22 protein-coding genes are annotated in these 26,162 nt (G+C 64.5%); 17 read left to right on the forward strand and 5 right to left on the reverse strand.

From position 1 onward, the window contains the following. The first annotated feature begins 59 nt into the window (after nucleotides 1-59). Both ACVWZM_RS29525 and ACVWZM_RS29530 read left to right on the forward strand, forming a co-directional pair. Complete coding sequence (locus ACVWZM_RS29525; RefSeq protein ID WP_456855460.1) at nucleotides 60-1,103, forward strand: alpha/beta fold hydrolase; 1,044 nt, start codon at nucleotides 60-62, stop codon at nucleotides 1,101-1,103. Nucleotides 1,104-1,129: 26 nt separating this feature from the next. Further along, nucleotides 1,130-2,005 (forward strand): PhzF family phenazine biosynthesis protein, encoded by an 876-nt coding sequence (locus ACVWZM_RS29530; RefSeq protein ID WP_456855461.1) that lies wholly within the window; start codon nucleotides 1,130-1,132, stop codon nucleotides 2,003-2,005. Between the two features lie 45 nt (nucleotides 2,006-2,050). Here the strand turns inward: ACVWZM_RS29530 and ACVWZM_RS29535 are convergent, their stop codons facing one another. Then, nucleotides 2,051-2,557 (reverse strand): winged helix-turn-helix transcriptional regulator, encoded by a 507-nt coding sequence (locus ACVWZM_RS29535; RefSeq protein ID WP_316398899.1) that lies wholly within the window; start codon nucleotides 2,555-2,557, stop codon nucleotides 2,051-2,053. 206 nt (nucleotides 2,558-2,763) lie between these two features. Between ACVWZM_RS29535 and ACVWZM_RS29540 the strand changes: the two genes are divergently transcribed. From ACVWZM_RS29540 to ACVWZM_RS29595, 12 genes are read left to right on the forward strand one after another with little or no spacing between them, the layout of a single operon-like run. Continuing rightward, the gene (locus tag ACVWZM_RS29540) at nucleotides 2,764-3,402 is read left to right on the forward strand and encodes a DsbA family protein (RefSeq protein WP_456783695.1); all 639 of its coding nucleotides are present in this window, start codon (nucleotides 2,764-2,766) and stop codon (nucleotides 3,400-3,402) included. Between the two features lie 59 nt (nucleotides 3,403-3,461). Beyond that, nucleotides 3,462-5,006, forward strand: a complete 1,545-nt coding sequence (locus ACVWZM_RS29545; RefSeq protein ID WP_456855462.1) for a class I adenylate-forming enzyme family protein — start codon at nucleotides 3,462-3,464, stop codon at nucleotides 5,004-5,006. Between the two features lie 52 nt (nucleotides 5,007-5,058). Further along, a complete protein-coding gene (locus ACVWZM_RS29550) occupies nucleotides 5,059-5,796 on the forward strand; it encodes an SDR family oxidoreductase (protein WP_076830559.1) in 738 nt (245 codons plus the stop codon). A gap of 12 nt (nucleotides 5,797-5,808) precedes the next feature. Then, on the forward strand, nucleotides 5,809-6,990 hold the full coding sequence (locus ACVWZM_RS29555) for an acyl-CoA dehydrogenase family protein (RefSeq protein WP_253625624.1): 1,182 nt from the start codon (nucleotides 5,809-5,811) through the stop codon (nucleotides 6,988-6,990). Nucleotides 6,991-7,010: 20 nt separating this feature from the next. Then, nucleotides 7,011-8,141: an acyl-CoA dehydrogenase family protein gene (locus tag ACVWZM_RS29560; protein WP_456855463.1), complete on the forward strand. Its 1,131-nt coding sequence runs from the start codon at nucleotides 7,011-7,013 to the stop codon at nucleotides 8,139-8,141. Between the two features lie 15 nt (nucleotides 8,142-8,156). Further along, nucleotides 8,157-9,344, forward strand: coding sequence for an acetyl-CoA C-acyltransferase (locus ACVWZM_RS29565; RefSeq protein ID WP_456855464.1), 1,188 nt, complete (start codon nucleotides 8,157-8,159; stop codon nucleotides 9,342-9,344). A gap of 21 nt (nucleotides 9,345-9,365) precedes the next feature. Next, entirely contained in the window at nucleotides 9,366-10,376 is a 1,011-nt protein-coding gene (locus tag ACVWZM_RS29570; RefSeq protein ID WP_253625626.1) for an NAD(P)H-dependent flavin oxidoreductase, read from the forward strand. Nucleotides 10,377-10,388: 12 nt separating this feature from the next. Beyond that, nucleotides 10,389-11,162 (forward strand): enoyl-CoA hydratase-related protein, encoded by a 774-nt coding sequence (locus ACVWZM_RS29575; RefSeq protein WP_253625627.1) that lies wholly within the window; start codon nucleotides 10,389-10,391, stop codon nucleotides 11,160-11,162. A gap of 40 nt (nucleotides 11,163-11,202) precedes the next feature. Next, entirely contained in the window at nucleotides 11,203-12,363 is a 1,161-nt protein-coding gene (locus ACVWZM_RS29580; protein WP_253625628.1) for an iron-containing alcohol dehydrogenase, read from the forward strand. Between the two features lie 24 nt (nucleotides 12,364-12,387). Further along, on the forward strand, nucleotides 12,388-13,194 hold the full coding sequence (locus ACVWZM_RS29585) for a glutathione S-transferase family protein (RefSeq protein WP_168855807.1): 807 nt from the start codon (nucleotides 12,388-12,390) through the stop codon (nucleotides 13,192-13,194). A 39-nt stretch (nucleotides 13,195-13,233) separates the two neighbouring features. Next, nucleotides 13,234-13,935 (forward strand): SDR family NAD(P)-dependent oxidoreductase, encoded by a 702-nt coding sequence (locus ACVWZM_RS29590; protein ID WP_456855465.1) that lies wholly within the window; start codon nucleotides 13,234-13,236, stop codon nucleotides 13,933-13,935. Nucleotides 13,936-13,990: 55 nt separating this feature from the next. After that, a complete protein-coding gene (locus tag ACVWZM_RS29595; protein ID WP_076830579.1) occupies nucleotides 13,991-15,193 on the forward strand; it encodes an ABC transporter substrate-binding protein in 1,203 nt (400 codons plus the stop codon). Nucleotides 15,194-15,209: 16 nt separating this feature from the next. On the opposite strand, the gene ACVWZM_RS29600 is transcribed toward ACVWZM_RS29595, so the two are convergent. Then, a complete protein-coding gene (locus tag ACVWZM_RS29600) occupies nucleotides 15,210-16,766 on the reverse strand; it encodes a glucosamine inositolphosphorylceramide transferase family protein (protein ID WP_456855466.1) in 1,557 nt (518 codons plus the stop codon). A gap of 15 nt (nucleotides 16,767-16,781) precedes the next feature. Further along, nucleotides 16,782-17,972: a glycosyltransferase family 4 protein gene (locus ACVWZM_RS29605; RefSeq protein WP_076830674.1), complete on the reverse strand. Its 1,191-nt coding sequence runs from the start codon at nucleotides 17,970-17,972 to the stop codon at nucleotides 16,782-16,784. Between the two features lie 279 nt (nucleotides 17,973-18,251). Between ACVWZM_RS29605 and ACVWZM_RS29610 the strand changes: the two genes are divergently transcribed. Beyond that, nucleotides 18,252-20,360 carry a GumC family protein gene (locus tag ACVWZM_RS29610; RefSeq protein WP_456855467.1) on the forward strand — a complete coding sequence of 703 codons (2,109 nt, stop codon included), beginning with the start codon at nucleotides 18,252-18,254 and terminating at the stop codon, nucleotides 20,358-20,360. A 121-nt stretch (nucleotides 20,361-20,481) separates the two neighbouring features. On the opposite strand, the gene ACVWZM_RS29615 is transcribed toward ACVWZM_RS29610, so the two are convergent. After that, the gene (locus ACVWZM_RS29615; protein ID WP_210262584.1) at nucleotides 20,482-21,807 is read right to left on the reverse strand and encodes a lipopolysaccharide biosynthesis protein; all 1,326 of its coding nucleotides are present in this window, start codon (nucleotides 21,805-21,807) and stop codon (nucleotides 20,482-20,484) included. Between the two features lie 618 nt (nucleotides 21,808-22,425). On the opposite strand from ACVWZM_RS29615, the gene ACVWZM_RS29620 reads away from it, so the two are divergent. Next, on the forward strand, nucleotides 22,426-23,646 hold the full coding sequence (locus tag ACVWZM_RS29620; protein ID WP_456855468.1) for an FAD-dependent oxidoreductase: 1,221 nt from the start codon (nucleotides 22,426-22,428) through the stop codon (nucleotides 23,644-23,646). A 24-nt stretch (nucleotides 23,647-23,670) separates the two neighbouring features. On the opposite strand, the gene ACVWZM_RS29625 is transcribed toward ACVWZM_RS29620, so the two are convergent. Further along, nucleotides 23,671-24,801, reverse strand: coding sequence for a GNAT family N-acetyltransferase (locus ACVWZM_RS29625; protein WP_456855469.1), 1,131 nt, complete (start codon nucleotides 24,799-24,801; stop codon nucleotides 23,671-23,673). A gap of 461 nt (nucleotides 24,802-25,262) precedes the next feature. Between ACVWZM_RS29625 and ACVWZM_RS29630 the strand changes: the two genes are divergently transcribed. After that, nucleotides 25,263-26,117: a WecB/TagA/CpsF family glycosyltransferase gene (locus ACVWZM_RS29630; RefSeq protein ID WP_316398888.1), complete on the forward strand. Its 855-nt coding sequence runs from the start codon at nucleotides 25,263-25,265 to the stop codon at nucleotides 26,115-26,117. Nucleotides 26,118-26,162 lie beyond the last annotated feature (45 nt).

A 26,162-nucleotide genomic window follows, 5' to 3' on the forward strand; every position in this document is an offset into this window, starting at 1 on the left:
GCGCCCACGCGTTCGGCTACGGCATCACCAAGTCGTCCCCGTGTTCTGGATTTGTCGAGATGCACCTGAAAACCCTGTTTCACCTTGCCGTCGCCGCGACCGTCGCGCTCGGTTCGTCCAACGCATTGGCGCAATCGGCCGCCGAGCCGGCCTATGGACCAGAGCTGCAGGGCTTCGACTATCCCTATCCGGTGGAGCATTATCGCTTCAGCTCGCAGGGGCAGGAACTCGACATGGCCTATCTCGACGTCAAGCCGGCGACGCCGAACGGCCAGACCGCGGTGCTGCTGCACGGCAAGAATTTCTGTGCCGCGACCTGGGACGGCACCATCAAGGCGCTCAGCGGCGCCGGCTATCGCGTGATCGCGATGGACCAGATCGGATTCTGCAAGTCCAGCAAGCCGGAGCGCTATCAGTTCACCTTTCAGCAGCTCGCCGGCAACAGCCGCGCGCTGCTCGCCTCGCTCGGGATCGCGCATTCGATCATGGTCGGCCATTCGACCGGCGGCATGCTGGCGATGCGCTATGCGCTGATGTATCCGGAGGCGACCGACCATCTGGTTCTGGTCGATCCGATCGGGCTGGAGGACTGGAAGGCCAAGGGCGTGCCGTGGCTCAGCCTCGACGGCTGGATGCAGCGCGAGACGCGCGTCACCGCGGACAGCATCCGCGCCTATGAGCGCGCCACCTATTACGCCGACACGTGGGATGCGTCCTACGAGACATGGGTGCAGATGCTGGCCGGCATGTATCGCGGAGAGGGCCGCGCCGCCGTGGCGTCGAGCTCGGCGCGGCTCTACGACATGATCGCGACCCAGCCGGTGTTCTACGAGTTCGAGCAGATCAAGCCGCCGACGCTGCTGTTTGTCGGCGACAAGGACACCACCGCGATCGGCAAGGACACTGCGCCGCCGGAGATCCGCAAGACGCTCGGTAATTATCCGGTGCTGGGCAAGGAGGCCGTGAAGCGGATCCCGCATGCGCAGCTGATCGAATTCCCCGACCTCGGCCATTCGCCGCAGATCCAGGCGCCGGCGCGCTTCCACGAGGCGCTGCTCGGCTGGCTGCAGCATCCGGAGACCGGCGCGACGCTGGTCAAGTAGGGACGGCGAGACAGGCGAGCGACATCATGGCGACAGCGGAACTGGTCAGCGTGTTCACGGTGGATGGGCAGGGCGGCAATCCCTGTCCGATCGTGGTGGATGCAAGCGGCATGAGCGCGTCCGAGATGCAGGACGTCGCCCGCCGCCATGGTCACGAATCCGGCTTCGTGCTGCCGGCGCAGAGTGACGATTTCGACGCCACGTTCCGCTTCTTCGTTCCGAATCACGAAATGGAAATGTGCGGCCACGCGACCATCGGCGCGCTCTGGCTGCTTGCGCGCCATGGAAAGTTGCCGGGCGACACGATGCGGATCTCGACGCGCAGCGGTCCGGTCACCGGCTTCATCAGCCGTGATCGTCACGGCGAGCCGCGTGTCGAGATCACCCAGCCGGCCGGGAAGACCGTTCCGCTGACCACGGGGCAACGCGACGACGTGCTGCGGGCGCTCGCGGTCGGGCCGCAAGCGATCGATGCGGTGGCACCGTGCAATGCCGTCACATCGCGGATCAAGACCCTCGTTCCGATGCGCTCTCCCGACGCGCTGAATGCGCTCGATCCCGCGGCCGAGCAAGTCGAGGCGGTCTGCGGCCGGATCGGATCGACCGGGCTCTATCCATTCGCCGTGATCGACCGAAAGGCTCGCCTGTTCGAGGCGCGGCAATTCCCGCGCTCCTCCGGCTATCGTGAGGATGCCGCGACCGGCATTGCGGCCGCGGCGCTGGCGTTCGGCCTGCTCGACTACGGCCTGGTCGCTCCTGATGACGACGAGATTCGAATCCTGCAGGGCAGGGCGATGGGGCGGCTGTCCGAGATTCGGGTCCGCATCGGCTTCGCTGGCGGCCGTGCCGTCGGCTGCCTGCTTGGCGGCAATGTCGCGCTGATGGCTGCTCCGTCAGGCTGAGTAGCCGCCAGCGCTGGGCGCCGGCTTCGCGAACAGCATCCAGGTCTAGTCAGCGGCACGCCTGGCCCGCTCGTGCGCCTTGGCGTGCACGGGTGAGGATTTCCGCGCACCCGGGCCCGGATGCACGTGGACCGCCTTCGCGCTCAGCGGCTCGCCGCATTCCGAGCAGACCATGACGGGATCGAACATCTTCTTGCAGGTCTTGTGTTCGTGCAGCATCGGCCGGCCGCGCGAATCGACCATGTGGACGTTGCCCCAGTGCACGATCGACATGATGATCGGATAAAGGTCGAGGCCCTTCTGCGTCAGGATGTATTCGTAGCGCTTCGGCGCTTCCTGATAGGGGATCTTGCGCAGCACGCCGAACCGCACCAGCTTCTTCAGCCGGTCGGCGAGCAGATGCCGCGTGATCCCGAGCGAGGCCTGGAAGTCATCGAACCTGCGGATGCGCAGGAAACATTCGCGCAGGACCAAGAGGCTCCAGCGGTCGCCGATGACAGCCACCGTGCGGGCCACCGAGCACGGCTCCTCCTCGAGGGCATCCCATTTCATCAGCATCTCCTGCGGTCAGCAACGATATCGCTTAGTAAAATTCTAAAACAGAACTAACGTCATTTCAATAGGATGCGTCACCTGGAGCCGTGACTTGGTCACTAGATGACAAATATCATATTGACAGTTCTAAAATAGAACTTAAGGTCCCGGCTCGATCAACGCGGCGGCTGAGGGCTGCTGGTACTCAAAGGGAAGGGCGTTCCATGGTTGCTCCGCTCAAGGTCGAATTCCATTTCGATTTTGGAAGTCCGAACGCCTATCTGGCGGAGCAGGCGCTGCCCGAAATCGAGAAGCGCACCGGCGTGAAGTTCGACTACATCCCGGTGCTGCTCGGCGGCGTCTACAAGGCGACCGGCAACATGTCGCCCGGCGAGTCGCTGCGCGGCATCAAGAACAAGCCCGAATACAACGCGCTCGAGACCGAGCGCTTCCTGCGCCGCTACAACATCACGACGTTCAAGACCAACCCGTTCTTTCCGGTCAACACGCTGATGCTGATGCGCGGCGTCGTCGCTGCCGATTTCGAAGGGCTGTTCGAACCGTACTTTCGCGCCGCCTATCACCACATGTGGTCCGAGCCCAAGAAGATGGACGATCCGCAGGTGTTCCGCGAAGCGTTCCTGTCCTCCGGCCTCGATATCGACCGCATCATCGCCCGCGCCCAGCAGGACGAGGTGAAGAAGAAGCTGATCGACAACACCAGCAACGCGGTGGCGCGCGGCTCGTTCGGCTCACCGACCTTCTTCGTCGGCGACGAGATCTTCTTCGGCAAGGACAAGCTGCGCGAGGTCGAGGACGAGATCGTCGCGCAGCTGGCTGCGCCGCGACGCAAGACCGCCTGAGCGGGAAAATTCCTCAAGACAACAAATCAGGCCCAAAGGGCTGTCACAGGGAGGTTTCAGTGCAGGCGTCGACCCAGTTTGAAGGAAGTGTGGAAGGCTTGCCGAACCGCATCCACGAGGTGATCGATCACCACGTCGGGGCGACGCCGGATCATCCGGCGCTGATCGACGACAAGATGCGGCTGACCTACCGCGAGCTCGACCGAACGGTCGGTCGCGTTGCCGAGGCGCTGCGGGCGCTCGGCATCCGTGCGGGCGACCGCATGATGATCGTGAGCGAGAATTCGATCCCGCTCGCCTGCCTGCTGCTGGCGGCGAGCCGGCTCGATGTCTGGTCCATCGTGGTCAATCCGCGGCTGTCGCCGCGTGAACTCGACCAGATCAGGGATCACAGCGGCGCCCGCCGGGTGCTGCTGACCGCCGAGGTGTCGCAGGAGGCGGCTACGCATGCCGCACGCTATGAGGCGGCTGTGCAGGATGTCGGGCCGCTCCGCGGCATCGCCGTCACCGGCCTGAACCTGGCAACCGTGGCTGAGCCGGTCGAGGCCGACGGCGCCAACCAGGTCGCGGTTCTCATCTACACCTCCGGCACCACGGGCACGCCAAAGGGCGTGATGCTGACCCATCGCAATCTCTTGTTCAGCGCCCGGGCGACGGCAAGCTTCCGAAAGATGGCGGCCGATGACGTGCAGTATTGCGTGCTGCCGATCTCGCATATCGTCGGCATCTCGTTGCTGACCATGACCCTGATGATCGGCGCCACCGTGCGTCTGGTGGCGAAATACGATCCGGCCGCGCTGGTCAAGGCGATGACTGAAGAGGGCATCACGATCCTGAACGGCGTGCCCGCGACCTATCAGCGTCTGCTCGAATACCGGCGCAATGCCGGCCTGCCGAAGCTCGATCGCGGCCGGTTGCGGGTGATCTCGGTGGCCGGCGCGCCGCTCGACCTCGATCTCAAATCCCGGGTCGAGCAGGAGCTCGGGCTGCCGCTGCTCAACGGCTATGGCATCACCGAATGCTCGCCGGGCATCTCCGGCGTCCGGCCCGACAATCCGCGGGCTGACCATGCGGTCGGCACCGTCATGCCCGGCCTCGAGGCCAAGCTGATCGGCCGCGACCTCAAGCCGGTTGCGTCAGGCGAAGTCGGCGAGCTGCATGTTCGCGGCCCCAACGTGATGCGCGGCTATTACCGCGCGCCCGACCTGACGGCGAAGGCGATCGACCTCGACGGCTGGTTCAACACCGGCGATCTGGCCCGCTTCGAGAATGATGCGCTCTATATCGTCGGGCGGACCAAGGAGATGATCATCCGCTCCGGGTTCAACGTCTATCCGGCCGAGATCGAGGCGGTGCTGAGCACGCACGACGCCGTGGTGCAATGCGCCGTGGTCGGCCGGCCGGTCGAGGGCAACGAAGAGGTGGTTGCCTTTGTGCAACTGATCAAGGGTTCGACCGCCACGGTACAGGACCTGATGGCCCATATTGCCCCGCAACTCACCTCGTACAAGCGGCCGTCGGAGATTATCCTGATGGACGCGCTGCCCGCGACATCGACGGGCAAGCTGCTGAAGCACAAGCTCGCGGAGTCGCTGCGCGGCTGAGGCTGAGCCATCGCCCGCGAGCCAGTTCACTCAAACAAGACCGGAGAACACCATGCAGAAGAGAAACAGGACGGTGGCCGTCATTGGTGCCGGTGATTTCATCGGCGGCGAGATCGCCAAGAAGTTCGCCTCCGAAGGCTTTACGATTTTCGCTGGCCGCCGCAACGGCGACAAGCTGGCGCCGCTGGTCAAGGAGATCGAGGCCGCCGGCGGCGAGATCCATGCGCGCTCGCTCGATGCGCGCAAGGAAGAGGAGATCACGGCCTTCCTCAACGACGCCGACAAGCATGCGCCGCTGGAGGTCTGCATCTTCAATATCGGGGCCAACGTCAATTTCCCGATTCTCGAGACCACCGAGCGCGTGTTCCGCAAGGTCTGGGAGATGGCCTGCTACTCCGGCTTCCTGGCCGGGCGCGAGGCGGCGCGGCTGATGATGCCGCGCGGCGAGGGCAACATTTTCTTCACCGGCGCCACCGCGTCACTCCGCGGCGGCAGCGGCTATGCCGCCTTTGCCAGCGCCAAGTTCGGCTTGCGCGCCGTGGCGCAGGCGATGGCGCGCGAGCTGGGACCGAAGAACATCCATGTCGCGCATCTGATCATCGATTCCGGCGTCGATACTGAATGGGTGCGGCAGCGCCGCATCGAGGCGCTCGGCCCGAACGCGCTCGACGATCCCGATCTCTTGATGCCGCCGGCATCGGTCGCGGGCGCCTATTGGCAGCTCTATCAGCAGCCGAAGAGCGCCTGGACCTTCGAGTTGGAAATCCGGCCCTTCGGCGAGAAGTGGTAGGGAGCCGGTCAGATGGAGCTCGCGCTATCCCCTGAAGATGCGGCGTTCCGCGATGAGGTTCGCGCCTTCATCAAGGACAACTACCCGGCGGAGATGCGCGTCGCCAATCCGGAGACCGATCTCTCCAAGGAGCAGATGCTGCTGTGGCATCGCATCCTGCACAAGAAGGGCTGGATCGCGCCGCTCTGGCCGAAGGAATATGGCGGGCCCGGCTGGTCGATCACCCGCCGCTTCATCTTCGAGCAGGAGACGACGCGCGCTGGCACGATGCCGCCGCTGGCGTTCAGCGTCACCATGGTCGGGCCCGTCATCTACACCTTCGGCAACGATGTGCAGAAGAAGAAATTCCTGCCGCGCATCTTGTCCGGCGAGGATTGGTGGTGCCAGGGCTATTCGGAGCCGGGCTCCGGCTCCGACCTCGCGACCGTCCGCACCAAGGCGGTGCGTGACGGCGACCACTACATCGTCAACGGCCACAAGACCTGGACCACGCTGGCGCAGCACGCCGACTGGATCTTCTGCCTGGTGCGCACCGATCCCACGGCCAAGCCGCAGTCCGGCATCTCGTTCCTCTTGATCGACATGAAGTCGCCCGGCGTCACCGTGCGCCCGATCATCACCATCGACGGCTCGCACGAGGTCAACGACGTCTTCCTGGAGAACGTGCGCGTTCCCGCCGAGAACTTGATCGGCGAGGAAAACAAGGGCTGGACCTACGCCAAATTCCTGCTCGGCAATGAGCGTACCAGCATGGCCGGCATCGGCCGCTCGACGCGCTACATCGCGCGGCTGAAGAAGATCGTGAAGGCGGAGATCCCCGAAGACGATCCGGCGCATCTAGAATTCATCCGGGACATCGCCCGCGTCGAGCTCGACGTGCTGGCGCTGGAGGCGACCGAGCTTCGCGTCGTCGCCCAGATGGCGCGCGGCATCGACCCGGGACCGGCCGCCTCGTTGTTCAAGATCCGCGGCACCGAAATCTTCCAGAACATCACTGAGCTGACGCATCGGGCGATCGGCAATTACGGGCTTGCGATCCGCGAGCATCCGGTCAGCGCCAATCACTTCATGCCGGGCCCCGACTACGGCCACACCGCGTCGGAGAAATATCTGAACTCGCGCAAGCTCTCGATCTACGGCGGGTCGAACGAGATCCAGCGCAACATCATCGCCAAGGCGGTGCTTGGACTCTAGCCACAAGCAACGAGGATCGGATGGATATCCAGTTCACGGAAGAGCAGGAATTGTTGCGGTCCAGCGTCCAGCGGCTGCTGCGCGATCAGTATGATTTCGACGCCCGCCGCAAGATCGTCGCGAGCGAAGAGGGGTTTGGCCGCAAGCAATGGGCTGAATTCGCCGAACTCGGCCTGCTCGCCGCGCCGTTCTCGGAAGCGGTTGGAGGGCTCGGCGGCGGGCCGCTGTCGACCATGATCATCATGCAGGAGTTCGGCCGCCATCTCGTGGTCGAGCCATTCGTCGAGACGGTCGTCGTGGCGGGCGGCTTGATCGAGCAGGCAGGTTCCGACGCGCAGAGGCAGGCGTTCAGCGCCGACATCATCGCTGGCACGAAACTTTGGGCGCTGGCCTGGACCGAGAAGGGCTCGCGCTTCGATCTCGCCACCGTCACCACCACGGCGCGCCGCGACGGCAACGATTACGTGCTCACTGGCGAGAAGACGGCGGTGCTGGCCGCGCCGTGGGCGGATTACCTCATCGTCTCCGCGCGCACCTCGGGTCATCGTCACGATCGCGGCGGCGTCAGCCTGTTCGTGGTCGATCGCCGCGCCGCCAATCTCGACCTGCAAAGCTTCAGGACGATCGATGGCCGCAGGGCGGCCGAGATCAGCCTGCGTGGCGTGCGCGCGGAATTGCTGGGCAGCGAAGGCGAGGGCGTCGCTGCGCTGGAAGCCTGTCGCACCCGCGCGATCGGCGCGCTCTGCGCCGAGGCGGTCGGCGCGATCGGCGAACTGAACGCCGCGACGCTGGACTATTCCAAGACGCGAAAGCAGTTCGGCGTCACGATCGGCAGCTTCCAGGTGCTGCAGCACCGGATGGTCGACATGTTCATCGCGCATCAGGAGGCGTTGTCGCTGATGCAGCATCTGAGCCTCAGTCTCAGCGACGATGAGGCCGGCGTGTCTCGGCTCGCCTCCGGCGCCAAGTCGAAGATCGGATATGCCGGCAAGTTCGTCGCCGATCAGGCGGTGCAGCTGCATGGCGGCATGGGCATGACCGACGAGCTCAATGTCGGCCATTACTTCAAGCGGATTTCCTCCATCAACATCCAGTTCGGCGATCCCGCCTATCACGTGCTGCGTTATGCGCAGCTCGACGCGGCCGCCTGATTCAGAGAGGCAAGCATGTCACAAGATGCAGTCATCGTCTCCACCGCGCGCACCGGCGTCGGCAAGGCCTATCGCGGCGCGCTTAACAAAACCGACGGCCCGACTTTGGCCGGCCATGTGATGGCCGAGGCGGTGAAGCGCGCCGGCATCGCGCCCGGCGAGGTCGAGGACGTGGTGATGGGCTGCGCCATGCAGCAGGGCACCATGGTGATGAACGTCGCGCGCAAGGGCGCCATCCGCGCTGGACTTCCCGTCACGGTCGCCGGGACCACCATCGACCGGCAATGCGCCTCCGGCCTGCAGGCGATCGCGGTCGCCGCCCGCTCTGTCATGCTCGACGGCGTCGAGATCGCGATCGGCGGCGGCATCGAGTCGATCAGCCTGGTGCAGAACGAGCACATGAACAGGTTCCACGCCGTCGACGACGAGCTGATGGCAATGAAGCCCGAGATGTACATGTCGATGCTGGAGACCGCCGAGGTCGTCGCCGAGCGCTACGGGATCGGCCGCGACAAGCAGGACGAGTACAGCCTCGAGTGCCAGCGCCGCGTCGGCGCCGCGTTGCAGGGCGGCCGCTTCAACGACGAGATCGTGCCGATCACGACCAAAATGGCCGTGGCCAACAAGGACACCAAGGAGGTCAGCTATCAGCAGGTGACGCTGGCCAAGGATGAGGGGCCGCGGCCGGATACCACGGCGGATGGGCTCGCCAAGATCAAGCCGGTGTTCGAGGGCAGGACCATCAGCGCCGGCAATGCCAGCCAGCTCTCGGACGGCGCCTCGGCCTGCGTGATCATGAGCGACAAGGTTGCCGCGCAGAAGGGCCTGAAGCCGCTCGGCATCTTCCGCGGCTTCGTCGCCGCCGGCGTCGAGCCGGACGAGATGGGCGTCGGCCCGGTTGCCGCGATCCCGCGGCTCCTCAAGCGGCACAACCTCAAGATCGACGACATCGATCTCTGGGAGCTCAACGAGGCCTATGCGGTGCAGGTGATCTATTGCCGCGACAAGCTCGGCATCGATCCGGACAAGCTGAACGTCAATGGCGGCTCGATCGCGATCGGCCATCCCTACGGCATGACCGGGGCGCGGCTCACCGGTCACCTCTTGATCGAGGGCCGGCGGCGCAAGGCGAAATACGGCGTGGTGACCATGTGCATCGGCGGCGGCATGGGCGCGGCGGGCCTGTTCGAAATCGTCCACTGAGCGGAAACGCGGGAGAGACTTGTGAAGACAGCAATCACTGAACTGTTCGGCATCCAGCATCCGATCATCCAGGGCGGCATGCATTTTGTCGGCTTCGCCGAGATGGCGGCCGCGGTGTCCAATGCCGGCGGTCTCGGCATCATCACCGGCCTGACCCAGAAGACACCGGAGCTGCTGGCGAAGGAGATCGCGCGCTGCCGCGACATGACGGACAAGCCGATCGGCGTGAACCTCACCTTCCTGCCGAGCTTCACCGCGCCGCCCTATCCCGAATACATCGCGGCGATCCGCGAGGGCGGCGTCAAGGCGGTGGAAACCGCGGGCCGCAGCCCGGAGCAGTACATGCCGGCGCTGAAGGCGGCCGGCATCAAGGTCATTCACAAATGCACCTCGGTGCGGCATTCGCTGAAGGCCGAGAAGATCGGCTGCGACGCGGTCAGCGTCGACGGCTTCGAGTGCGGCGGTCACCCCGGCGAGGACGACATCCCGAACATGATCCTGCTGCCGCGCGCGGCGGACGAGTTGAAGATCCCGTTCGTCGCTTCGGGCGGCATGGCGGATGCGCGCAGCCTCGTCGCGGCGCTGTCGATGGGCGCGGCCGGCATGAACATGGGCACGCGGTTCATCGCGACCAAGGAAGCGCCGGTTCATCCCAATGTGAAGCAGGCGCTGCTCGACGCCGACGAGCTCGACACCCGCCTCGTGATGCGCGCGCTGCGCAACACCGAGCGGGTGCTGAAGAACAAGGGCGTCGATGAGCTGCTCGAGATCGAGCGCGAGAAGGGCGCCAGGCTGAAGATCGAGGACATCCACGAGCAGGTGGCCGGCGTCTATCCGAAGGTGATGATCGACGGCGAGATGGATGCCGGCGCCTGGAGCTGCGGCATGGTGGTCGGCCTGATCCACGACATTCCGACCGTCAAGGAGCTGATCGACCGCATCATGGCCGAGGCCGAAGCGATCATCCGGCAGCGGCTGACCGGCTTCCTCGACGGCAAGTTCGAAACCACGGCGGCCCGCGCGGTCGCCTGACGGGAGAGTGCCATGACCGAGCATGTCAAGGTTGAGATCGCCGCCGGCGTCATCACGCTGACCTTGCAGCGACCCGAGAAGAAGAACGCGCTGACCGGCGCCATGTATGACGCCATGTCGCAGGCGCTGAAGCAGGCCGAGACCGATCCGGCCGTCCGCGTCATCCTGTTCCAGGGCGACGGCGACAGCTTCACCGCGGGCAACGACCTCGCCGACTTCGCGAGCCAGGCACGCGGCGAAAGCGCAGTCGATAGCCCCGCGCATCGCTTCATCGAGACCATCAGCAAGGTCGGCAAGCCGCTGGTCGCCGCCGTGCAGGGCAATGCGGTCGGCGTCGGCACCACCATGCTGCTGCATTGCGACCTGGTCTATCTTGCCGAGAATGCGCGGCTGATCACGCCGTTCGTCAACCTCGCTCTGGTTCCGGAAGCGGCGTCGAGCTGGCTGCTCCCCTTGAGGATCGGACACGCGCGGGCCTATGCGATGTTCGCGCTCGGCGAGCCGATGGATGCGCAGGGTGCGCTGGCATCTGGTCTCGCCAACGCCGTGGTGCCGCAGGCCGATCTGCGCAAGAGGGCGCATGACGCGGCTGTCGCACTGACCAGGCGGCCGGCGGGGTCGCTCAGCATGACCAAGAAGCTGATGCGCGAGCAGCAGAAGATCGCGGCGCAGATCGCCGAGGAAGGCGTGCTGTTCAAGGAGCGGCTGACGACGCCCGAGGCGCGCGAAGCCTTTGCCGCCTTCGCCGAACGGCGTCAGCCTGATTTCACCAAGCTGTCGGCCTGACCGACAGCGGAACTCACGGACACATCGAGGGAGTGAAAGCATGCGCGTCACCGGCAGCCATCAATACCCGACCATGGAATCCGTGATCTACGGCAAGCCGGCGGCCGAAGCGCTGCGCGAGGAGGCCGAGCGGCTGGATGCCAGGCGCGTCTATCTGATCGCCAGCCGGACGTTGAACACCACGACCGACGAGATCGGGAAAATCCGTCAAGCCCTCGGCGACCGCCACGCCGCGACCTTCGACGGCGTGCCGCAGCACACGACGCGGGACGTGGTGACGCAGATCGCGCGGCAAGCCGGCGAGGCCAAGGCGGACCTCGTCGTCGCGATCGGCGGCGGCTCGGTGGTCGATGCGGCGAAGATCGTGCTGATGTGCATGGAGCACGAGATCTTCGAGCCTGATGGCCTCGACGGCTTCGAGACCACGCCGGACCGCCGCTTCGGGCCGTTCCGCACGCCGAAAGTGCGCATGATCGCGATCCCCAGCACGCTGTCCGGCGGCGAATACAATTCCGGCGCGCTGGTCACCGATACCAGCCGCAAGCTGAAGCAGATCTTCAACCACCCGATGATGATGCCGCGCAGCATCATCCTCGATCCCGCGATCACGAAATATACACCGGAGAAGCTCTGGCTCGGTTCCGGGACGCGGGCGATGGATCACGGCATCGAGGCGATCTGCTCCAGCCGCCCCAACGTGCTGGTCGATGCGGTGTGCCAGCAGGGGCTGCGCTATCTGCACGACGGTCTGCTGCGCACCAAGGCCCACCCCGACGACGCGGCGGCGCGGCTGAGCTGCCAGCTCGGCTCCTGGCTGTCGGCGTTCGGATTGCAGTCGCGGGTGCCGATGGGCGCCAGTCATGCCATCGGCCATGTGCTCGGCGGCACCTGCGATGTGCCGCATTATTTCTGCACGGCGGTGATGATGCCGAGCGTGCTGCGCTACAACCGCCCGGCGACGGAGGCAGCCCAGCAATCGATCGCCGCCGCGCTCGGCGCGCCGGGGCGCGACGCCGGCGAGGCGTTTGCGGCGTTCATCGCGGAGCTCGGCCTGCCGCGCCGGCTTGCCGATGTCGGCGTCGGCGAGGATCGGTTTGAGCTGATCGGCCGGAACGCCATGCTGTCGATCTTCACGCGGGCCAACCCGCAGCCGATCCGCGAGCCCGCCGACGTCGTCAAGATCCTGAAGCTGGCCGCCTGAGGCATCAGCACCGGAGCAGCCGCCATGGCCGCCTTGCGCATCTTCTCCTATCTGCCGAACCCACGGGTCTGGAAGGCGACCATCGCGGCGCGGTTCTGCGGCGTCGACGTCGAGGTCAGGGGCGCGTCCGGCAAGGAGTTGCGGGACTGGTTGTGGGACTATGATGCCCGCCCGCTGGCGGAGCATGAGCGCGCCTCGCTGTCGTCGCTGGCACGGACCGGGCGAGTCGGACTGACCGGGGCGCAACTGTTCAAGACCGATGCGTTCATGGCGGCGCAGCCGTTCGGTAATGTGCCGGCCGCGTTCGGCGCCGACGGCAAGGTCGGAATCTTCGAATCGAACAGCATCATGCGCACGGTGGCGCGGCTCGGCGAGGCGAAGTTCCCGCTCTACGGGCGCGACGCCTTTGAGGCGTCGCGGATCGACAGTTTTCTCGATGTAAGCCTGGTGTTCGCGCGGGACTCGCAAATCTATCTGCTGGCGCTCTCGGGCGGCACCGTCGATGCGGCCATTCATGCGCGCGCCAAGGATGCGTTCGCGATCTATGCGTCCGGCATCGAGCAGGCGCTGTCGCCGCGGCGGGAGGCGCTGGTCGGGAACGGTATCTCGATTGCCGACATCTGCTTTGCCGCCGAACTCGCGCTGTTCATGAATGAACATGCGCGGACCGAGCAGCTGAAAAAGCAAGGATTGGCGAAAATCCTGCATTCGGGCGTGCAGGATGAGTATCCGCTGATGTTCGCGCACTTTGGCCGCCTGATCGCGCATGAGCATGTCGGGCCGGACCTCAAGCCTTACGTCGAGAAGCTGCTGTCGAAGGCGGCCGCCTGACCATGAAGGCCATGAGCCGCAACGCGGAGGGTTGATCGCATGACCGCACCTGTCTCTCTGATATCCGGCGTTGGGCCCGGCACCGGTTCGGCGCTCGCCAGGAGATTCACTGAGGGCGGCTATCGCGTCGCGCTTCTCGCCAGGAACGAGGCGCGCATCGCCGCGCTCGAAAAGCAGCTGCCGGGCGCAAAGGCCTATCGGTGCGACGTGTCCGATCCCGCGCAGGTCGAGGCGGTGGCCTCCGCCGTGGAGCGCGATCTCGGCAATCCCGCCGTGGTCATTCATAACGCCGTCGGCGGGGCGTTCGGCACCTTCCGCGAGATCGATCCAGAGATTCTCAATCGCAACTTCCAGGTCAACACGATGGGATTGCTGTACCTGGCACGGCGATTTGCCCCGGCGATGATCGCTGCCGGCAAGGGCGCCATCGTCGCGACCGGCAATACGTCGGCGTTGCGCGGCAAGGCCGGCTTCGCGGGGTTCGCGCCGACCAAGGCGGCACAGCGGATTCTCGCCGAGGCGATGGCCCGCGATCTGGGGCCGCAAGGTGTTCACGTCGCCTATCTCGTGATCGATGCCGTGATCGATCTGGAGTGGACGCGCAAGCGCTGGCCGGATCGGCCGGACGACTTCTTCATCAAGCCGAAAGCGATCGCCGACGAGGTCTGGCACGTCGCCCATCAGGATCGCAGCGCGTGGTCGTTCAATGTCGAGATCAGGCCGTTCGGCGAAGCCTGGTAGCGCCGCGCGCCGATCGCAAGAGTTGGTCAATTCATAAAAGCTCAGGAGGAATTTCATGTTGTTGAAGACGCTTGCCGTGTCCGTTGCGATGCTCGCGGCGCTTGCCGCGGCTCCAGTCCGCGCCGAAACGCCGGGGGTATCGGAATCAGAGATCAAGGTCGGGGCGACGTTCCCGTTCAGCGGCCCGGCGTCTCCGCTCAGCAACACCGGCAAGGGCCTGATCGCCTACGTCCATTCCGTCAATGACCGCGGCGGCATCAACGGCCGCAAGATCAACCTCATCACCTATGACGATGCCTACACGCCGCCCAAGGCCGTGGAGCAGACCCGCAAGCTGATCGAGAGCGACGAGGTGGCGTTCCTGTTCAGCCCGCTCGGCACGCCCGGCATCGGCGCGACCATCAAATACGTCACCGCGAAGAAGGTGCCGCATCTGTTCGTCGTCAGCGGCGCGACCAAGTTTACGAATTTCGCGGAATTTCCGCTGACCACCACGGGACTGCCGAGCTACAACACCGAAGGCAAGATCTACGCCAAATACATCACGCAGACGGCGCCCGATGCGAAGATCGCGATCCTCTACCAGAACGACGATCTCGGCCGCGATTTCGTCGCCGCGTTCAAGGAGGTGTTGAAGGCCGATTTCGACAAGAAGGTGGTGACGTCTCCCTATGAGGTCACCGAGCCGACCATCGAATCCCGCGTGGTGACGTTGAAGGCGTCGGGTGCGCAGGCGTTCCTGATCGCCGGCACACCGAAATTCGTGGCCCAGGCGATCAAGAAGGCGAACGAGATCGGCTGGTCGCCGCTGACCATCGTCAACTATGTGTCGAGCTCGGTGTCCGCGACCATCGTGCCGGCGGGCGCGGACAAGGCGGTGGGCGTTGTCGTGGCGACCATCACCAAGGATCCGAACGACAAGAAGTGGGCCGACGATCCCGGCATGAAATGGTATCGCGCCCATTTCGAGAAGTATCTTCCCGGCGCCGATATCGGCGACAACAACTATCTGTTCGGCACCCAGCAGGGCCAGATCCTGGAGCAGGTGCTGAAGCAGTGCGGTGACGACCTGTCGCGCGAGAACATCGTGAAGCAGGCGCGCAACATCAGAGGGCTCGTGCTGCCGACGCTGATGCCGGGCATCGCCATCAACACAGGCCCCGACAACAGCATGGCCTATACGCAGCTTCAGCTGCAACGCTGGACCGGAAGCTCATGGGAGCAGTTCGGCGGCGTGCTGAGTGCCGACCTGAACTGAACCGGGTCGACCGAGGCTAGTGGAGCCGTCGCGCGATCGGCTTCGCCAGCGTGCCTTGCCACTCCCGCTGGGCTGGTCGGTCGCTTGACCGCAGGCTGTTCAGCAAGGCGGTGGTCTTCGGCTGGACCCGCGAGCCGTCGATCACCTCGAGCCGGCCGCAGCGGTTGAGCGTGTGCAGCTTGCGTCCGGTCCACAGCGGCCCGGGTTTGAGCAGATGGCGCACGGCCTGCCGGTAGGTCGTCGGCGACAGTTCGAGCACTTCCGCAAGTCCGAGCGCCGCGCCGTATCCGTTGGTGCAGTCCTGCACCGGCCGCCACAGCTTGCCGTTGATGGTCACGAAATTGCCGGCGGGTCGGGTCGTCGCGCGATCCATCAGGATCGGATTGCTTGCATGCGGCCGCCAGGGGCCGAGCAATTGCTCGGCGTAATAGATCGCCAGCGTGTCGGAATATCCGCCGGTGCCGTCGCGCCAGGCTCCGAACATGTAGTAGAGGCCGTCATGCTGCGTGATGGTCGCGTCGGCGAGTTCGAGCCCGGACAGCAGCGTGCCCTGCCGTTCCCACTTGTCGGGAAAGCGAACGCATTTGTAGATCGGGACATCGCGATGCGCGGTGCTTTCCGGGATCATCCACAGCTCGCCATTGTTCTCGATCAGGAACGGGTAGGACAGGTGCCACGGCTCTTCGAGCACCGGCAGCACCGTGCCGACCGGACCGTTGCCGTCGAATTCGATCGCGGAGATGATGCCCTTGCCGGTTCGGTGGTCGAGATCTTCGAAGAACACGAACGTCCTGCCCTGCCATTTCACCGGGACGGGATCGGCATAGAAGTGATTGCCGGGATCGCCGAGCACGTTCCAGGCAGGTCCCGACAGGTCACCGGTCCGCCAGATATCCGCGTCGTCGGCGTAGCGCCAGCCGACATGCCAATGCGGCGCGTAGCAGCAAAGACGATAGATCTCCTTCGCGATCGAGGTCGCGACGCCGCGCAGGACAAAGGGCGCGGGATTTCCCGGCGCGCTGCCGGTCGCCGGCACAGCGAGTTGCGGCACCAGCCGTGGAGCCCCGGACAGGATCGGCGGCAGCATGGACAGGGTGCGCGCCATCACCGTTTCGAGCCCGCCGCTCAGGCCGGTGGCGATTTCCGCCGAGGGATGGCCGCGGTCCATGACCGTGCCGTCGAGCTCGTTGACGATTTCAATCACCGGCAGGTCGCCGGCGAGAATGGCGGCCAGTGCGGCGGCTTCGCCCGCCTGTCCGTTGAAGCGTGGACGGAGGTAGAGCCTGGCGGAGCAGTTCGGGTCCCGCTCGGCAGTGGTGAAGTCGACCACCACATCGGGGTTGCCCATGCGCGGCCGTTCCGCAATCGTCTTCAGCCTGTCGACATCACCCGCCTTGCCCTTGCGCAGCACGATGCGTTCGAGCTCGAACAGCATGTCGAGGCCGGCGGGCCTCGGCCCCGGCGTCGTCGTCCAGGCGATCTGAACGGGAATATCCTGATCGCTGACGCGCAGCGTCTCGCGACGCATCCAGAGTCGCGCCTGCGCGCGATCGCAGCGAAACTCGATAATCATGTCCAGCCCAATTTCCTAGTGCGCGTCCACTCCCACGGCATTGCCGAGAATGCGGACGTATTCCTCTATCATGGCATCCAACGAATAACGCGACTTCAGGCCCACGGCACTTTGCCGCAGCTGATCGCTCAACAAACGATCGGTCAGGACTTTCGACACGGCGGCCGAAAACTCGGCCTCGTTAGCCGCGTCAACGAAGACCGCCGCGGGCTGTCCCTGGTAGGACAGCACCTCGCGCAGCACGGGAAGATCGTTGACGACGCAGGGAATGCCGGCGCTCGCGGCTTCAACGGCGGCAAGGCCGAAGGTTTCGGCCTGCGTCGGAAATACAAAGACGTCGAGGCACGCCAGGAATTCGGCCATCTGGCGCGGTGGGATCTCGCCGATGAAGTGCAGTCGATCCGCGACTTTCAGCTCGCTCGCCAGGGCTCGCAGCCGTTCCTCGTCCGCTCCTTGTCCGGCAAGGGCAAGATGCCAGGATTGGTCGGCGGCCAGCAGGCGAATTGCCGCATCGAGCCGCTTGTGCGGATGCAGTCTTGCCGCGCAGCCAAGCAGCGTGCGATCCGGCGGCAGCCTGAACTGCTGCCGCGCTACGTTCTTCGGCAGGCTGTGCGACTTGTCATCGAAGCCGTGCGGGACGTGCGTCATGCGCGCGCGATAGGTCGCGGGGTAGCGGGCGTATTCACGCTCCATGTCCCGCGAATTCAGCGTGATGCACTGGAAGAAGCCGGTCGAGCCCATGAAGATGTCGGCGGCGCGCACCGGCATGCTCATCGACATCGCCGAGGACACCTGATTGGCGATCACCGGAGCGCGGCAGACGAGCCGCGACACGCCTCCGCCGATCACATTGCCGAAGTGCTGGAAGGTCAGCACGACATCGGGCCTGATGGTCCTGAGATGACCGGCGAGCGTCCACAGCATCCGCAGCAGGGCCAGGGGATTTCCCGGGCGGGTCTGCGCGCAATAGAAAGTATTGGGCGGCTCGTCGAAGGAATCCGATTTGCGGAAGAAGAACAGGTTGGCGACGTCATAGCCGCGCGCGGAGAGGCCCGCGCCGAGCAGCCGCGATATCTCCTGCGCGCCGGCGTTCTCGGCCTGGGTCTGTACCAGGACGACACGCAGCTTTGGCTTGCTCTCGTTCGGTCGATCGCGTGATGCGGTCGATGCCTCGCGCAATTCTGTGCTTGGCCTGTAATGAAGCACGGCTTCCTCACCCGTCGAAGGAGTGAAATCGTCTCCCTCGCTATTGCGCGCGTACTTATCACGCGAAGCGCGCTCGTAGATCGAGTAGCGCGTGTTGAGGTTACTGCTCATTTAGTGCGATCAGACATTGCCAGCAATCGAGAGCCATTGTTTCACACATAGGGTACAGCTGGCTCGTTAACTAATTGGTTACGTCCGCATGAGGAGGGGGTAACCGTGGATTAACCATAGATATTTACGTTGGAGCAGCACTGTCAGTTGAATTCGAGTAACCGCCCCATGAAGTTCGGTAGCCGCGTAGGCCCGAGACGTTCCGAAGCCACGGAACCCGCCGCGTCGTGGGAAGCTGCCGGCGTGCCGACCAGCCGATCCTCTGCGGAAACCACCCAGGGCGTGCTTAGCATTCCCGGCGTGGTGGCTTTTTTCCGCGAGAACGGTCAACGCATTCTGATGCTCGCCGCGGTGATCTTCGCGGTCGGCGTCATTCTGCTGATGTTGATTCCGGCGCGCTATGCCGCGACCGCGCTCGTCGTGGTCGACCCGCGCGAGCAGCGCGTGACCACCGATCAGGACGTCCTGCCGGGGATCGGTCAGGATGCCGCAGCACTGCAGAGCTATGTCGAGATCGCCAAATCCGACGGATTTCTCGGGCCGCTGATCGAGCAACTCAAGGTCGCCGAGGACAGCGACATCTCCGGCGGCAGAACCGACCCGACGCGCCTGCTCGACCGGTTTCGCAACCGGCTCGACATCTCCCGGCGCGGATTGACCTATGTCATCGCCATCAAGTTCACGTCCAACAACCCGCAGCGTGCGGCCTACTACGCCAATGCGGTGGCTGAGGCGTTCGTCGCCAGCCAGCGTGGCACGCGCAGCGTGGCGACCGACGAAGCCGCCGACTGGCTGAAGAGCCGGCTCAAGACATTGGACGACCGCTTGCGGTCTTCGGAAGATGCCGTTGCGAAGTTCAAGCTCGAGCACCGGATCGTCAACGCCGGCAAGGAATCGACGACGCAACAATTGCGCGTCACCGATTTGACCCAGCAGGTCGCCGCCGCGCGCGCCCGCACCGAGGAGGCCAAGGTCCGCTATGAGCAACTGCAGCGCGACCTGAAGGCCAATGTCGACGGCCCCGTCAAGCAGGACCTGCTGAGTGCGCTGCGCGCCCAGCGCTCCGCGCTCAACGACCAGATCGCACAGAAGCGCGGGGTGCTGGGCGACCGTCATCCAGACCTCGTGATGGCCCTCAGCCAGCTCAGCGATCTCAACCGACAAATCGAGATCGAGCGGAAGAAGAACATCGACACCGCGAAGTCGGAATATGAGGCGCAGCGCGATCAGCAGAAAGCGCTCGAGGATCAGCAGAAGGCGGTCGAACAGCAAATCCTGGTCGACGGTCAGGCGCTCGTCAAGCTGCAGGGATTGCAGCGCGACGCCGATGCCAACAAGAATATCTACGAGCAATTCCTCTCGCGCTACAAGACCACCGACGAGCAGCGGCTGCTGCAGAGCTCGCAGACCAAGGTCGCATCGCCTGCTACGCCGCCGGTGCGCTCGACGCTGCCGCCGCTTCCGCTGTTGCTGGTCGCGCTCGCGATCGTCTCGCTGTTGACGTCGACGGCGATCGTCGCCGTTCCCGGCCTGAATCTGAAGCAGCTCCCGATCAAGGCCATTCCGCCGCTTCGTCGGGCCGAGGCGCCCGCACCGCCGGCGCCGGCCGCGCCGCAACCTGCGCTGCCGCCGGAATTGCCGGTGCTGGCCCGCATTCCCAACATCGCGTCGCCGGATGCCGTCAGGAGCGTCTGGCAGACCCCGATCCCGTCGACGGCCGAGCCCGATCTCGCGCCGCATCTTCAGCTGCTGATCGAGAACATCGAGCAGCTTTCGGGAGAGCACGGCAAGGTGGCGCTGTTGCTTTCGGTCGAGGGCGGTGCGGGCGGCAGCACCGTTGCGCGGTCGCTCAACCGATCCGCCGTCAAGAACGGCATGCTCAGCGTCTTGATCGAGATGGAATCCAGGCGCGCCGAGGACGCGCCGCCGCAAGGCTCGGGGATCATCAAGGCCGATCTGCCGTCCGTCGTCGAACTGCTGGGCGCCAGCAGCAAGGCGCCGCCCTTTCCGCCGGACGATATTCGCGCCGATTTCGGCCTGATCATCGCCGACGCATCGTCGTTTGCGCTGCAGCCTGCCGCGGTGGCGCTGGCTGCCCATGCCGACCTCGTGATCCTCGTGGTTCGCGAAGGGGCTGCCAACTCGGCTGCGATCGGCAAGGCGCGGGCCGATCTATCCGGGTATGGTTCGGTCCCGACCGTGCTGGTCGTCAATCGCGTGGCGGTCAATGCCGCCGTTCGCGATCCCCAGGGCGAGGCGCTGGGCCTGGCGAGCTGAAGGCGGTTCGGCTGAAGCTAGAGCCGTTTCCGTTCCCAGAGTATCGGAACGCGGCTCCGGATTCTTGTTTTGACGCGCTTTCGTCACGCGAACCGGTAATCTACTTCGCTCGAAAAACGCTCTAGTCGTTGCTGTCCGCAACGCGGACCGCGTAGGCGTCACCTTTCGACGGCCACAGATGCGACAGCACCAGAATGGATGGGTCGACGCCGGTCCGCCGCCGGCACAGCACGTTGAGCGCGATGGTGGCGACGACCAGCGAAACCGTCGCCGAGATCGCGGCGCCGAGCACGCCGAGCCACGGGATCAGCACGACAAATCCCAGCAGCCGTAGCGCCACATTGGCCGCGACGACGGGAACATAATCACGCTCATGGCCTGTCAGCTGCAGAACAGCGGCAGAGGGTCCGCCTGCCGCCTGGAAGGCCGTTCCGATCGCGAGTACGATCAGCACCCACTGCTGCGCCGCGAAGTGCGGCCCGAACAGGCCGAGCAGATAGGGGGCGCCCACCCAGACAATGACGAGCCCGCTGAGCACGCAGAGCGCGGTCACCTCGGCCATCAGCTTCAACGTATGTTCGAGCTCGCCGTGGTTCTTGCTGAAATACAGCGAGGGCAGCCGGCGCGCCCCGAACGTGTAGAGCGCAGCCGACAGCATCGCGAAGATGTTCGCCAGCCGCGAGGCGGCGAAATAGACGCCGGCGGTGGCCGGATCCAGCATCCAGTAGACCAGGATGACGTCGAAATACTGGTTTGCCGCTTCGAGAATGGAGGCGAGCCAGAACCGGAATGCGCTCTTGTTCCAGCGCGAGGCCTCGAAGCGCGCCGTGACCGACCGCAGGTTCGGCAGCGCCCGCATGATCGATACGATCTGCACGACGAGCCCGAGCGCCATCGCGGCCGACATCGCGCTGAACAGCTCGGCGGGGGTGAGCTGCCGGTGGCCGAACAGCACCGCGATCAGGAACAGGACGACGGCGACGCGCCAGAAGAACTCCCGATTGCCTTCGCCCATCAGGATGCTGACCAGCGATCGCGCGATCTGGCTGCCGAGCATCAGCCCTGCATTGATCGCGGTGAACGCCGAGACCGACAGGATCAACAGCCACCACTCGCCGCGAATGCTTGCCACCGCGGAGATCGCGGCGATCGAAATCAGCATCCCGATCGCGGAGTTCTTCAGGCTCGACAGCAGCACACCCTTGGTGAACTCGGCCTGGCCGCGCACCTCATACTCATTGAGAAATCGAACCAGGAGCAGCTCCTGGCCGACCAGGCCCACGACCGAGGCGATCTGGGCGACGGAGAGCAGGGTTGCGAAGTTTCCAAACGCGTCCGGCGTCATCGCCCGCGCGGCGAGCGAGAACAACGCGAATGCGAGCCCGCCGCTACCAACCTTGAGCAGGATGGTCCCGGCAACGCCGCGCGTAACGTCGCGCCGTAACAGTTGGAGCACGGAGGCAATCACCAGAGACGTCTCAATATCCAGTCGGGCTGTTGACCGCAGCAATCGGTGAAGCCTGGAGTGTTAATGTTCTCTTGCTAAGATTCCGTTCCTTTCGAACGGCTGCCGGGCCCAACGCAGTTGTGAACAGGGCCAGGTCGCGTTGCTCCATTCTGGAACGGCGCCGTCTGCCCTGTCTCCAAGCGGCGCAGGTTGGATTTGCCTCCAGCGTCCAGTCCAGTGGTGCGAACCTTACCGGAAGAGACCGCGCTTGCGCGTCAACGCCATTTGTCGCTGCTCGATGGCCTGGCAATTGCCTCGCCATCCCGCTGCGGAGCCTGCAAAGATTCAGTTTCATGGCCGACCGTCGTGCAAGCCATGTGCCGAGAGACCGCAGATCGTGGTCCGGACGTTTTCATTAACCGCAATTCTGGAACTCGCCGTGTTCGATCGGCAAGGCGGCACCGCAGGCAAGGAAATTGCAGTCCTGCAGCCAACCAGAGCTTTTCCCGTTCCGATGGAATCGGAACGGGGCTCTAGATTCTTGTTTTGACGCGTTTTCTTCACGCGAACCGGTATCCACTTCGCTCGAAAACGCTCTAGCCGTCGGAGCGGACGAACATGATTGCCGAGAAAAGTGCGACCAAGCCAATCGTGGCCTGCGAGGCCGAGGTCATCGAAGCGGACGTCGCAATTGTCGGAGCCGGTCTGGCAGGCTCGCTCGCAAGGGCTGTGCTCGCCCGAGCCGGATACCGCGTCGTCCTGATCGACAAGCGATCGATCCCGCCGGACGAATTCCGGGTTGAAAAAATCGCCGGACGGCAGATCGATATCCTGCGCCGCCTCGGCTTCATCGACGACGTCGAGGCCATTGCCGCGCCCTATGACCGGGTGCTCAACATCAGGAGCGGCAAGCTGGTCGATATCGGCGTCGGCCGGTCCTACGGGATTTCCTATGCCAACCTCGTCAACATGGCACGCGGCCTGACGCCCGATGCGTCGAGCTTGCTGCTCGACCAGGTGACCAATGTCAGCTGCAGCGAGGAACGTCAGCAGTTGACGTTGGCCTCCGGAAAGCGCGTCGTCTCGCGTCTGGTCGTTCTGGCGACCGGCATGGCGAACGTGCTCGGCCACAGTCTCGGAATGCGCCGGCAGATGCTTGCTGCGCGCCACTCTGTCTCGTTCGGCTTCACGATTGCACGGCCGGACAACGCGCCATTCGATTTCGATGCGCTGACCTGCTATGGCGAGCAGGCGGCTGACGGCGTCGACTATCTCAGCCTGTTTCCGATGTCGGGCGGCATGCGGGCGAACCTGTTCATGTTCCGCGATCCGACCGATCCGATCATGCGTGAGCTGCGCCGCGACACCAGACGAACGCTGCTTCGCCTGATGCCGGGATTGCAGCCGTATCTCGGCGATTTCGAGGTGGTCGGCCAGGTGCAGAACTGGGTCATGGATCTGACCGTGACCGAGGGCCATCTGCAGCCCGGCGTCGTGTTGATCGGCGATGCGTTTCAGACCAATTGTCCCGCAGCCGGAACCGGCGTTGGCCGACTGCTGGTGGACGTCGAACGTCTTTGCACGGACTATGTGCCGCGCTGGCTGAAGACCGCCGGTATGGGCGCGGACAAGATTGCGCAGTTCTATTCCGATCAGGACAAGCTCGCCGCGGATCAGCACTCGCTGCACCTGGCAAGCTTCCGCCAGGCCTTGACGTTGAACACCGGTGTGCGCTGGAACTTGCGGCGGAAGCTGCACTTCCTGCGCCGCATGATCACACATCGGGTGGACCGGATTCATCCGGGATGGGTGATGCGCGTCCGCAGCGCGCTCCGCTGATCGGGCTGCCAGCGCCGGGCGGCGCTAGCGCGTGCCGGTCGAGGTGCGGACCGGCCTGAAATCGGTCACACGCTTGGCGGCCTGCTTGATCCAGGGCGCCTGCTTCAAGGCAAACAGCGCGAGCGAGCCGGCCGCGCTCCCGGCCTGCGTCACGGCCGACATCGGGGTCGGCTGACCGCCGAAGTACGTCTTGTAGGGTTCGTCACCGATGGTGAAGTCCAGCACCCGACCGCCGCGCTCGATGCAATCCTTGGCGACGCTCTCGAATGTCAGCGCGCCGATCGATTGGCTCTTGTATCCCTCGACATCGAACGCCGTCATGACGACAAGGAGGCTGTCACGGTGAACCAGCCCAAGGGCCGCCGCGATGACTTTGCCGTCCATCTTCATGGCGTAGAGCCGGGTAAACGAGCCCATGCCGCGAAGCGCCACGCTCGAGTAGAAATCGAAATACTCCGGTCGCTGCAACAGGTCGCCATCACCCTGTTCGTGAAACCGCGGACCGCGAAACTTTCTCATCGTCTCCATGGCTTCGCCGACGGAAGCGCTATCGGCGCAGCATGAGAAGGTGAGTGTGCCTTTCTTGTGGATCTGGCGCCATTTCTTTGCCAGCTCCTTCTGGTACGACTTTCCCATTGCATTGATCTGCCACTGCTCGAACGGCGCAACCAGGACCGTCGCGTAGGCATTGGTATCCATCAGGCTGCGATGGGGCGCTCCGAGCAGATTCTCGATCGGCATCCTCGCATCGAGCAGCTTGGGTATGCGCAGCAGGTCGAACGGCCGCAGCAACTGTCGAAGCCGTTCGCAGGCACGCTGGTCTTGCAGCAGGTCGGTGAAGGTCGCGATGCTGCACACCGGCGACAAATAGTCGGACACGCGGAGATCGGCGAATTCGATGGTGCGCATCGGGCCGCGCCGCACGCGCAGCATCGGCAGCACGGCCGCAAGCGACCTGTTCGCACGATGGCGGACGGCGACGACCAGCGGTTTGGCCGCCGCAGCGGGAGCGAGCTTGCGATAAAGGCTGTCCAGCCATATCGGATGCTGGAAGGCAGTCGCGTCCGAGCCTTCAAATAATTTGACGTACTCTTCAGACAGGAAGTCGAATGCGTCGTCGATGCTGACATCGAACGCGTCATCATTCTTGTTCATGTGAGACCAAACAAAACGACAGTTTCAAAGCGCCGATTGTATCCGGCACGCCGCCCTTATAGCAAAGGTCGATCGGCTCGGGCAGCGGCAGAACACGATTTGTATTAATGTAATGCCTCGACCTTTGCACATTGTTGCTGGGGCGAGCCATTGCCTTCATCGCATCGACTGCGATCGGCTGTCATCTCAGTTGGCCGCGTCCGGGGATCAGCATCGTTAACAATCCCTTAAGGATGCGTTCAATCGCGCCGTGGTGAGATATCGCACCCGGTCTGGACCGGATATTGCAGTTAAGGGCTCGCAAGTCCTGGAGTCCCGCCGAAATGCTGAGTCACAGCCAAAAAACCCGCGCTTCCTACGCAATTTCGTTCCCGCAGGCCGACCGCAAGCCGCCTCGGCGTCTCAATTCGGACATCGCTGCTCCGCCTGTCCGGATTTGCGACACGTCGCGGGCCGAGCAGATGTCCCCGGCGTCGGCGCAGATCGGATCATTGCCACACGGTGCGCCGGAGCGGCGTATCAATCCTGTCGGCAGGGCTGCGACTGCCGGTGTTCCCCGGGCGACCATCGGTGGACTGCGGCTCGCCGTGCTCGATCGCGAGCAGACCGCCGAGTTCATGGTCGAGGCGGTGCATCCGAACCGGCGTGTCAATCGTCCGCTGTATCTGACCTCCGCCAACGGCGAGGTGCTGTCGCGCTGCTCGACCGAGCCGATGACGGATCGGCTGTTCCGTACCGCCGACCTGATCAACGCCGACGGGCAACCGCTGGTCATGGTGTCCAAGCTTCGGTCGCCGAATCCGCTTCCCGAGCGCGTCGCGACCACGGACCTGTTTCACGACGTCGCCCGCAAGGCGGAAGAACTCGGGCTGACTTTCTATCTGTTCGGCGCCAACGAGGCCGAGAACAAGGCTGCCATCGCCAATGTCCGCCGGGCCTATCCGGCGCTCAAGATCGTCGGCCATTCGCACGGCTATCTGCGCGGCGACGCGCTGCGGGCCAAGGTCGACGAGATCAACGCCCTGGCGCCGGATTTTCTCTGGGTCGCGCTCGGCGTGCCCTATGAGCAGGCTTTCGTCGACGAATTCATGCCCCGACTCGGCAATGTCGGCGTCATCAAGACCTCGGGCGGGCTGTTCAACTTCCTGTCCGGCTCGCGGCCGCGTGCGCCGAGATGGATGCAGATCGTCGGCCTCGAATGGGCCTGGCGCCTGTGGCTCGAGCCGCGGCGGCTGTTCTGGCGTTACCTGACGACCAACCCGCACGCGCTCTATCTGCTGTTCAACCGGACCCGATCCTCCTCAACGAAAGACTGACGCCTCTCACGAGTGCAATGTGCTGCTCCGATCCACCGGAGCAGC

The organism is Bradyrhizobium sp. USDA 4501 (genome assembly GCF_054062115.1).

What these genes read in the sequence shown, in the direction of transcription:
- ACVWZM_RS29540 (WP_456783695.1), top strand. Translation starts at nt 2,764, where the DNA reads ATGGTTGCTCCGCTCAAGGTCGAATTCCATTTCGATTTTGGAAGTCCG.
- ACVWZM_RS29600 (WP_456855466.1), bottom strand. Translation starts at nt 16,766, where the DNA reads ATGATTATCGAGTTTCGCTGCGATCGCGCGCAGGCGCGACTCTGGATG.
- ACVWZM_RS29630 (WP_316398888.1), top strand. Translation starts at nt 25,263, where the DNA reads ATGTCCCCGGCGTCGGCGCAGATCGGATCATTGCCACACGGTGCGCCG.
- ACVWZM_RS29610 (WP_456855467.1), top strand. Translation starts at nt 18,252, where the DNA reads ATGAAGTTCGGTAGCCGCGTAGGCCCGAGACGTTCCGAAGCCACGGAA.
- ACVWZM_RS29595 (WP_076830579.1), top strand. Translation starts at nt 13,991, where the DNA reads ATGTTGTTGAAGACGCTTGCCGTGTCCGTTGCGATGCTCGCGGCGCTT.
- ACVWZM_RS29590 (WP_456855465.1), top strand. Translation starts at nt 13,234, where the DNA reads ATGACCGCACCTGTCTCTCTGATATCCGGCGTTGGGCCCGGCACCGGT.
- ACVWZM_RS29530 (WP_456855461.1), top strand. Translation starts at nt 1,130, where the DNA reads ATGGCGACAGCGGAACTGGTCAGCGTGTTCACGGTGGATGGGCAGGGC.
- ACVWZM_RS29550 (WP_076830559.1), top strand. Translation starts at nt 5,059, where the DNA reads ATGCAGAAGAGAAACAGGACGGTGGCCGTCATTGGTGCCGGTGATTTC.
- ACVWZM_RS29580 (WP_253625628.1), top strand. Translation starts at nt 11,203, where the DNA reads ATGCGCGTCACCGGCAGCCATCAATACCCGACCATGGAATCCGTGATC.
- ACVWZM_RS29585 (WP_168855807.1), top strand. Translation starts at nt 12,388, where the DNA reads ATGGCCGCCTTGCGCATCTTCTCCTATCTGCCGAACCCACGGGTCTGG.
- ACVWZM_RS29575 (WP_253625627.1), top strand. Translation starts at nt 10,389, where the DNA reads ATGACCGAGCATGTCAAGGTTGAGATCGCCGCCGGCGTCATCACGCTG.
- ACVWZM_RS29560 (WP_456855463.1), top strand. Translation starts at nt 7,011, where the DNA reads ATGGATATCCAGTTCACGGAAGAGCAGGAATTGTTGCGGTCCAGCGTC.
- ACVWZM_RS29555 (WP_253625624.1), top strand. Translation starts at nt 5,809, where the DNA reads ATGGAGCTCGCGCTATCCCCTGAAGATGCGGCGTTCCGCGATGAGGTT.
- ACVWZM_RS29565 (WP_456855464.1), top strand. Translation starts at nt 8,157, where the DNA reads ATGTCACAAGATGCAGTCATCGTCTCCACCGCGCGCACCGGCGTCGGC.
- ACVWZM_RS29525 (WP_456855460.1), top strand. Translation starts at nt 60, where the DNA reads ATGCACCTGAAAACCCTGTTTCACCTTGCCGTCGCCGCGACCGTCGCG.
- ACVWZM_RS29625 (WP_456855469.1), bottom strand. Translation starts at nt 24,801, where the DNA reads ATGAACAAGAATGATGACGCGTTCGATGTCAGCATCGACGACGCATTC.
- ACVWZM_RS29535 (WP_316398899.1), bottom strand. Translation starts at nt 2,557, where the DNA reads ATGAAATGGGATGCCCTCGAGGAGGAGCCGTGCTCGGTGGCCCGCACG.
- ACVWZM_RS29620 (WP_456855468.1), top strand. Translation starts at nt 22,426, where the DNA reads ATGATTGCCGAGAAAAGTGCGACCAAGCCAATCGTGGCCTGCGAGGCC.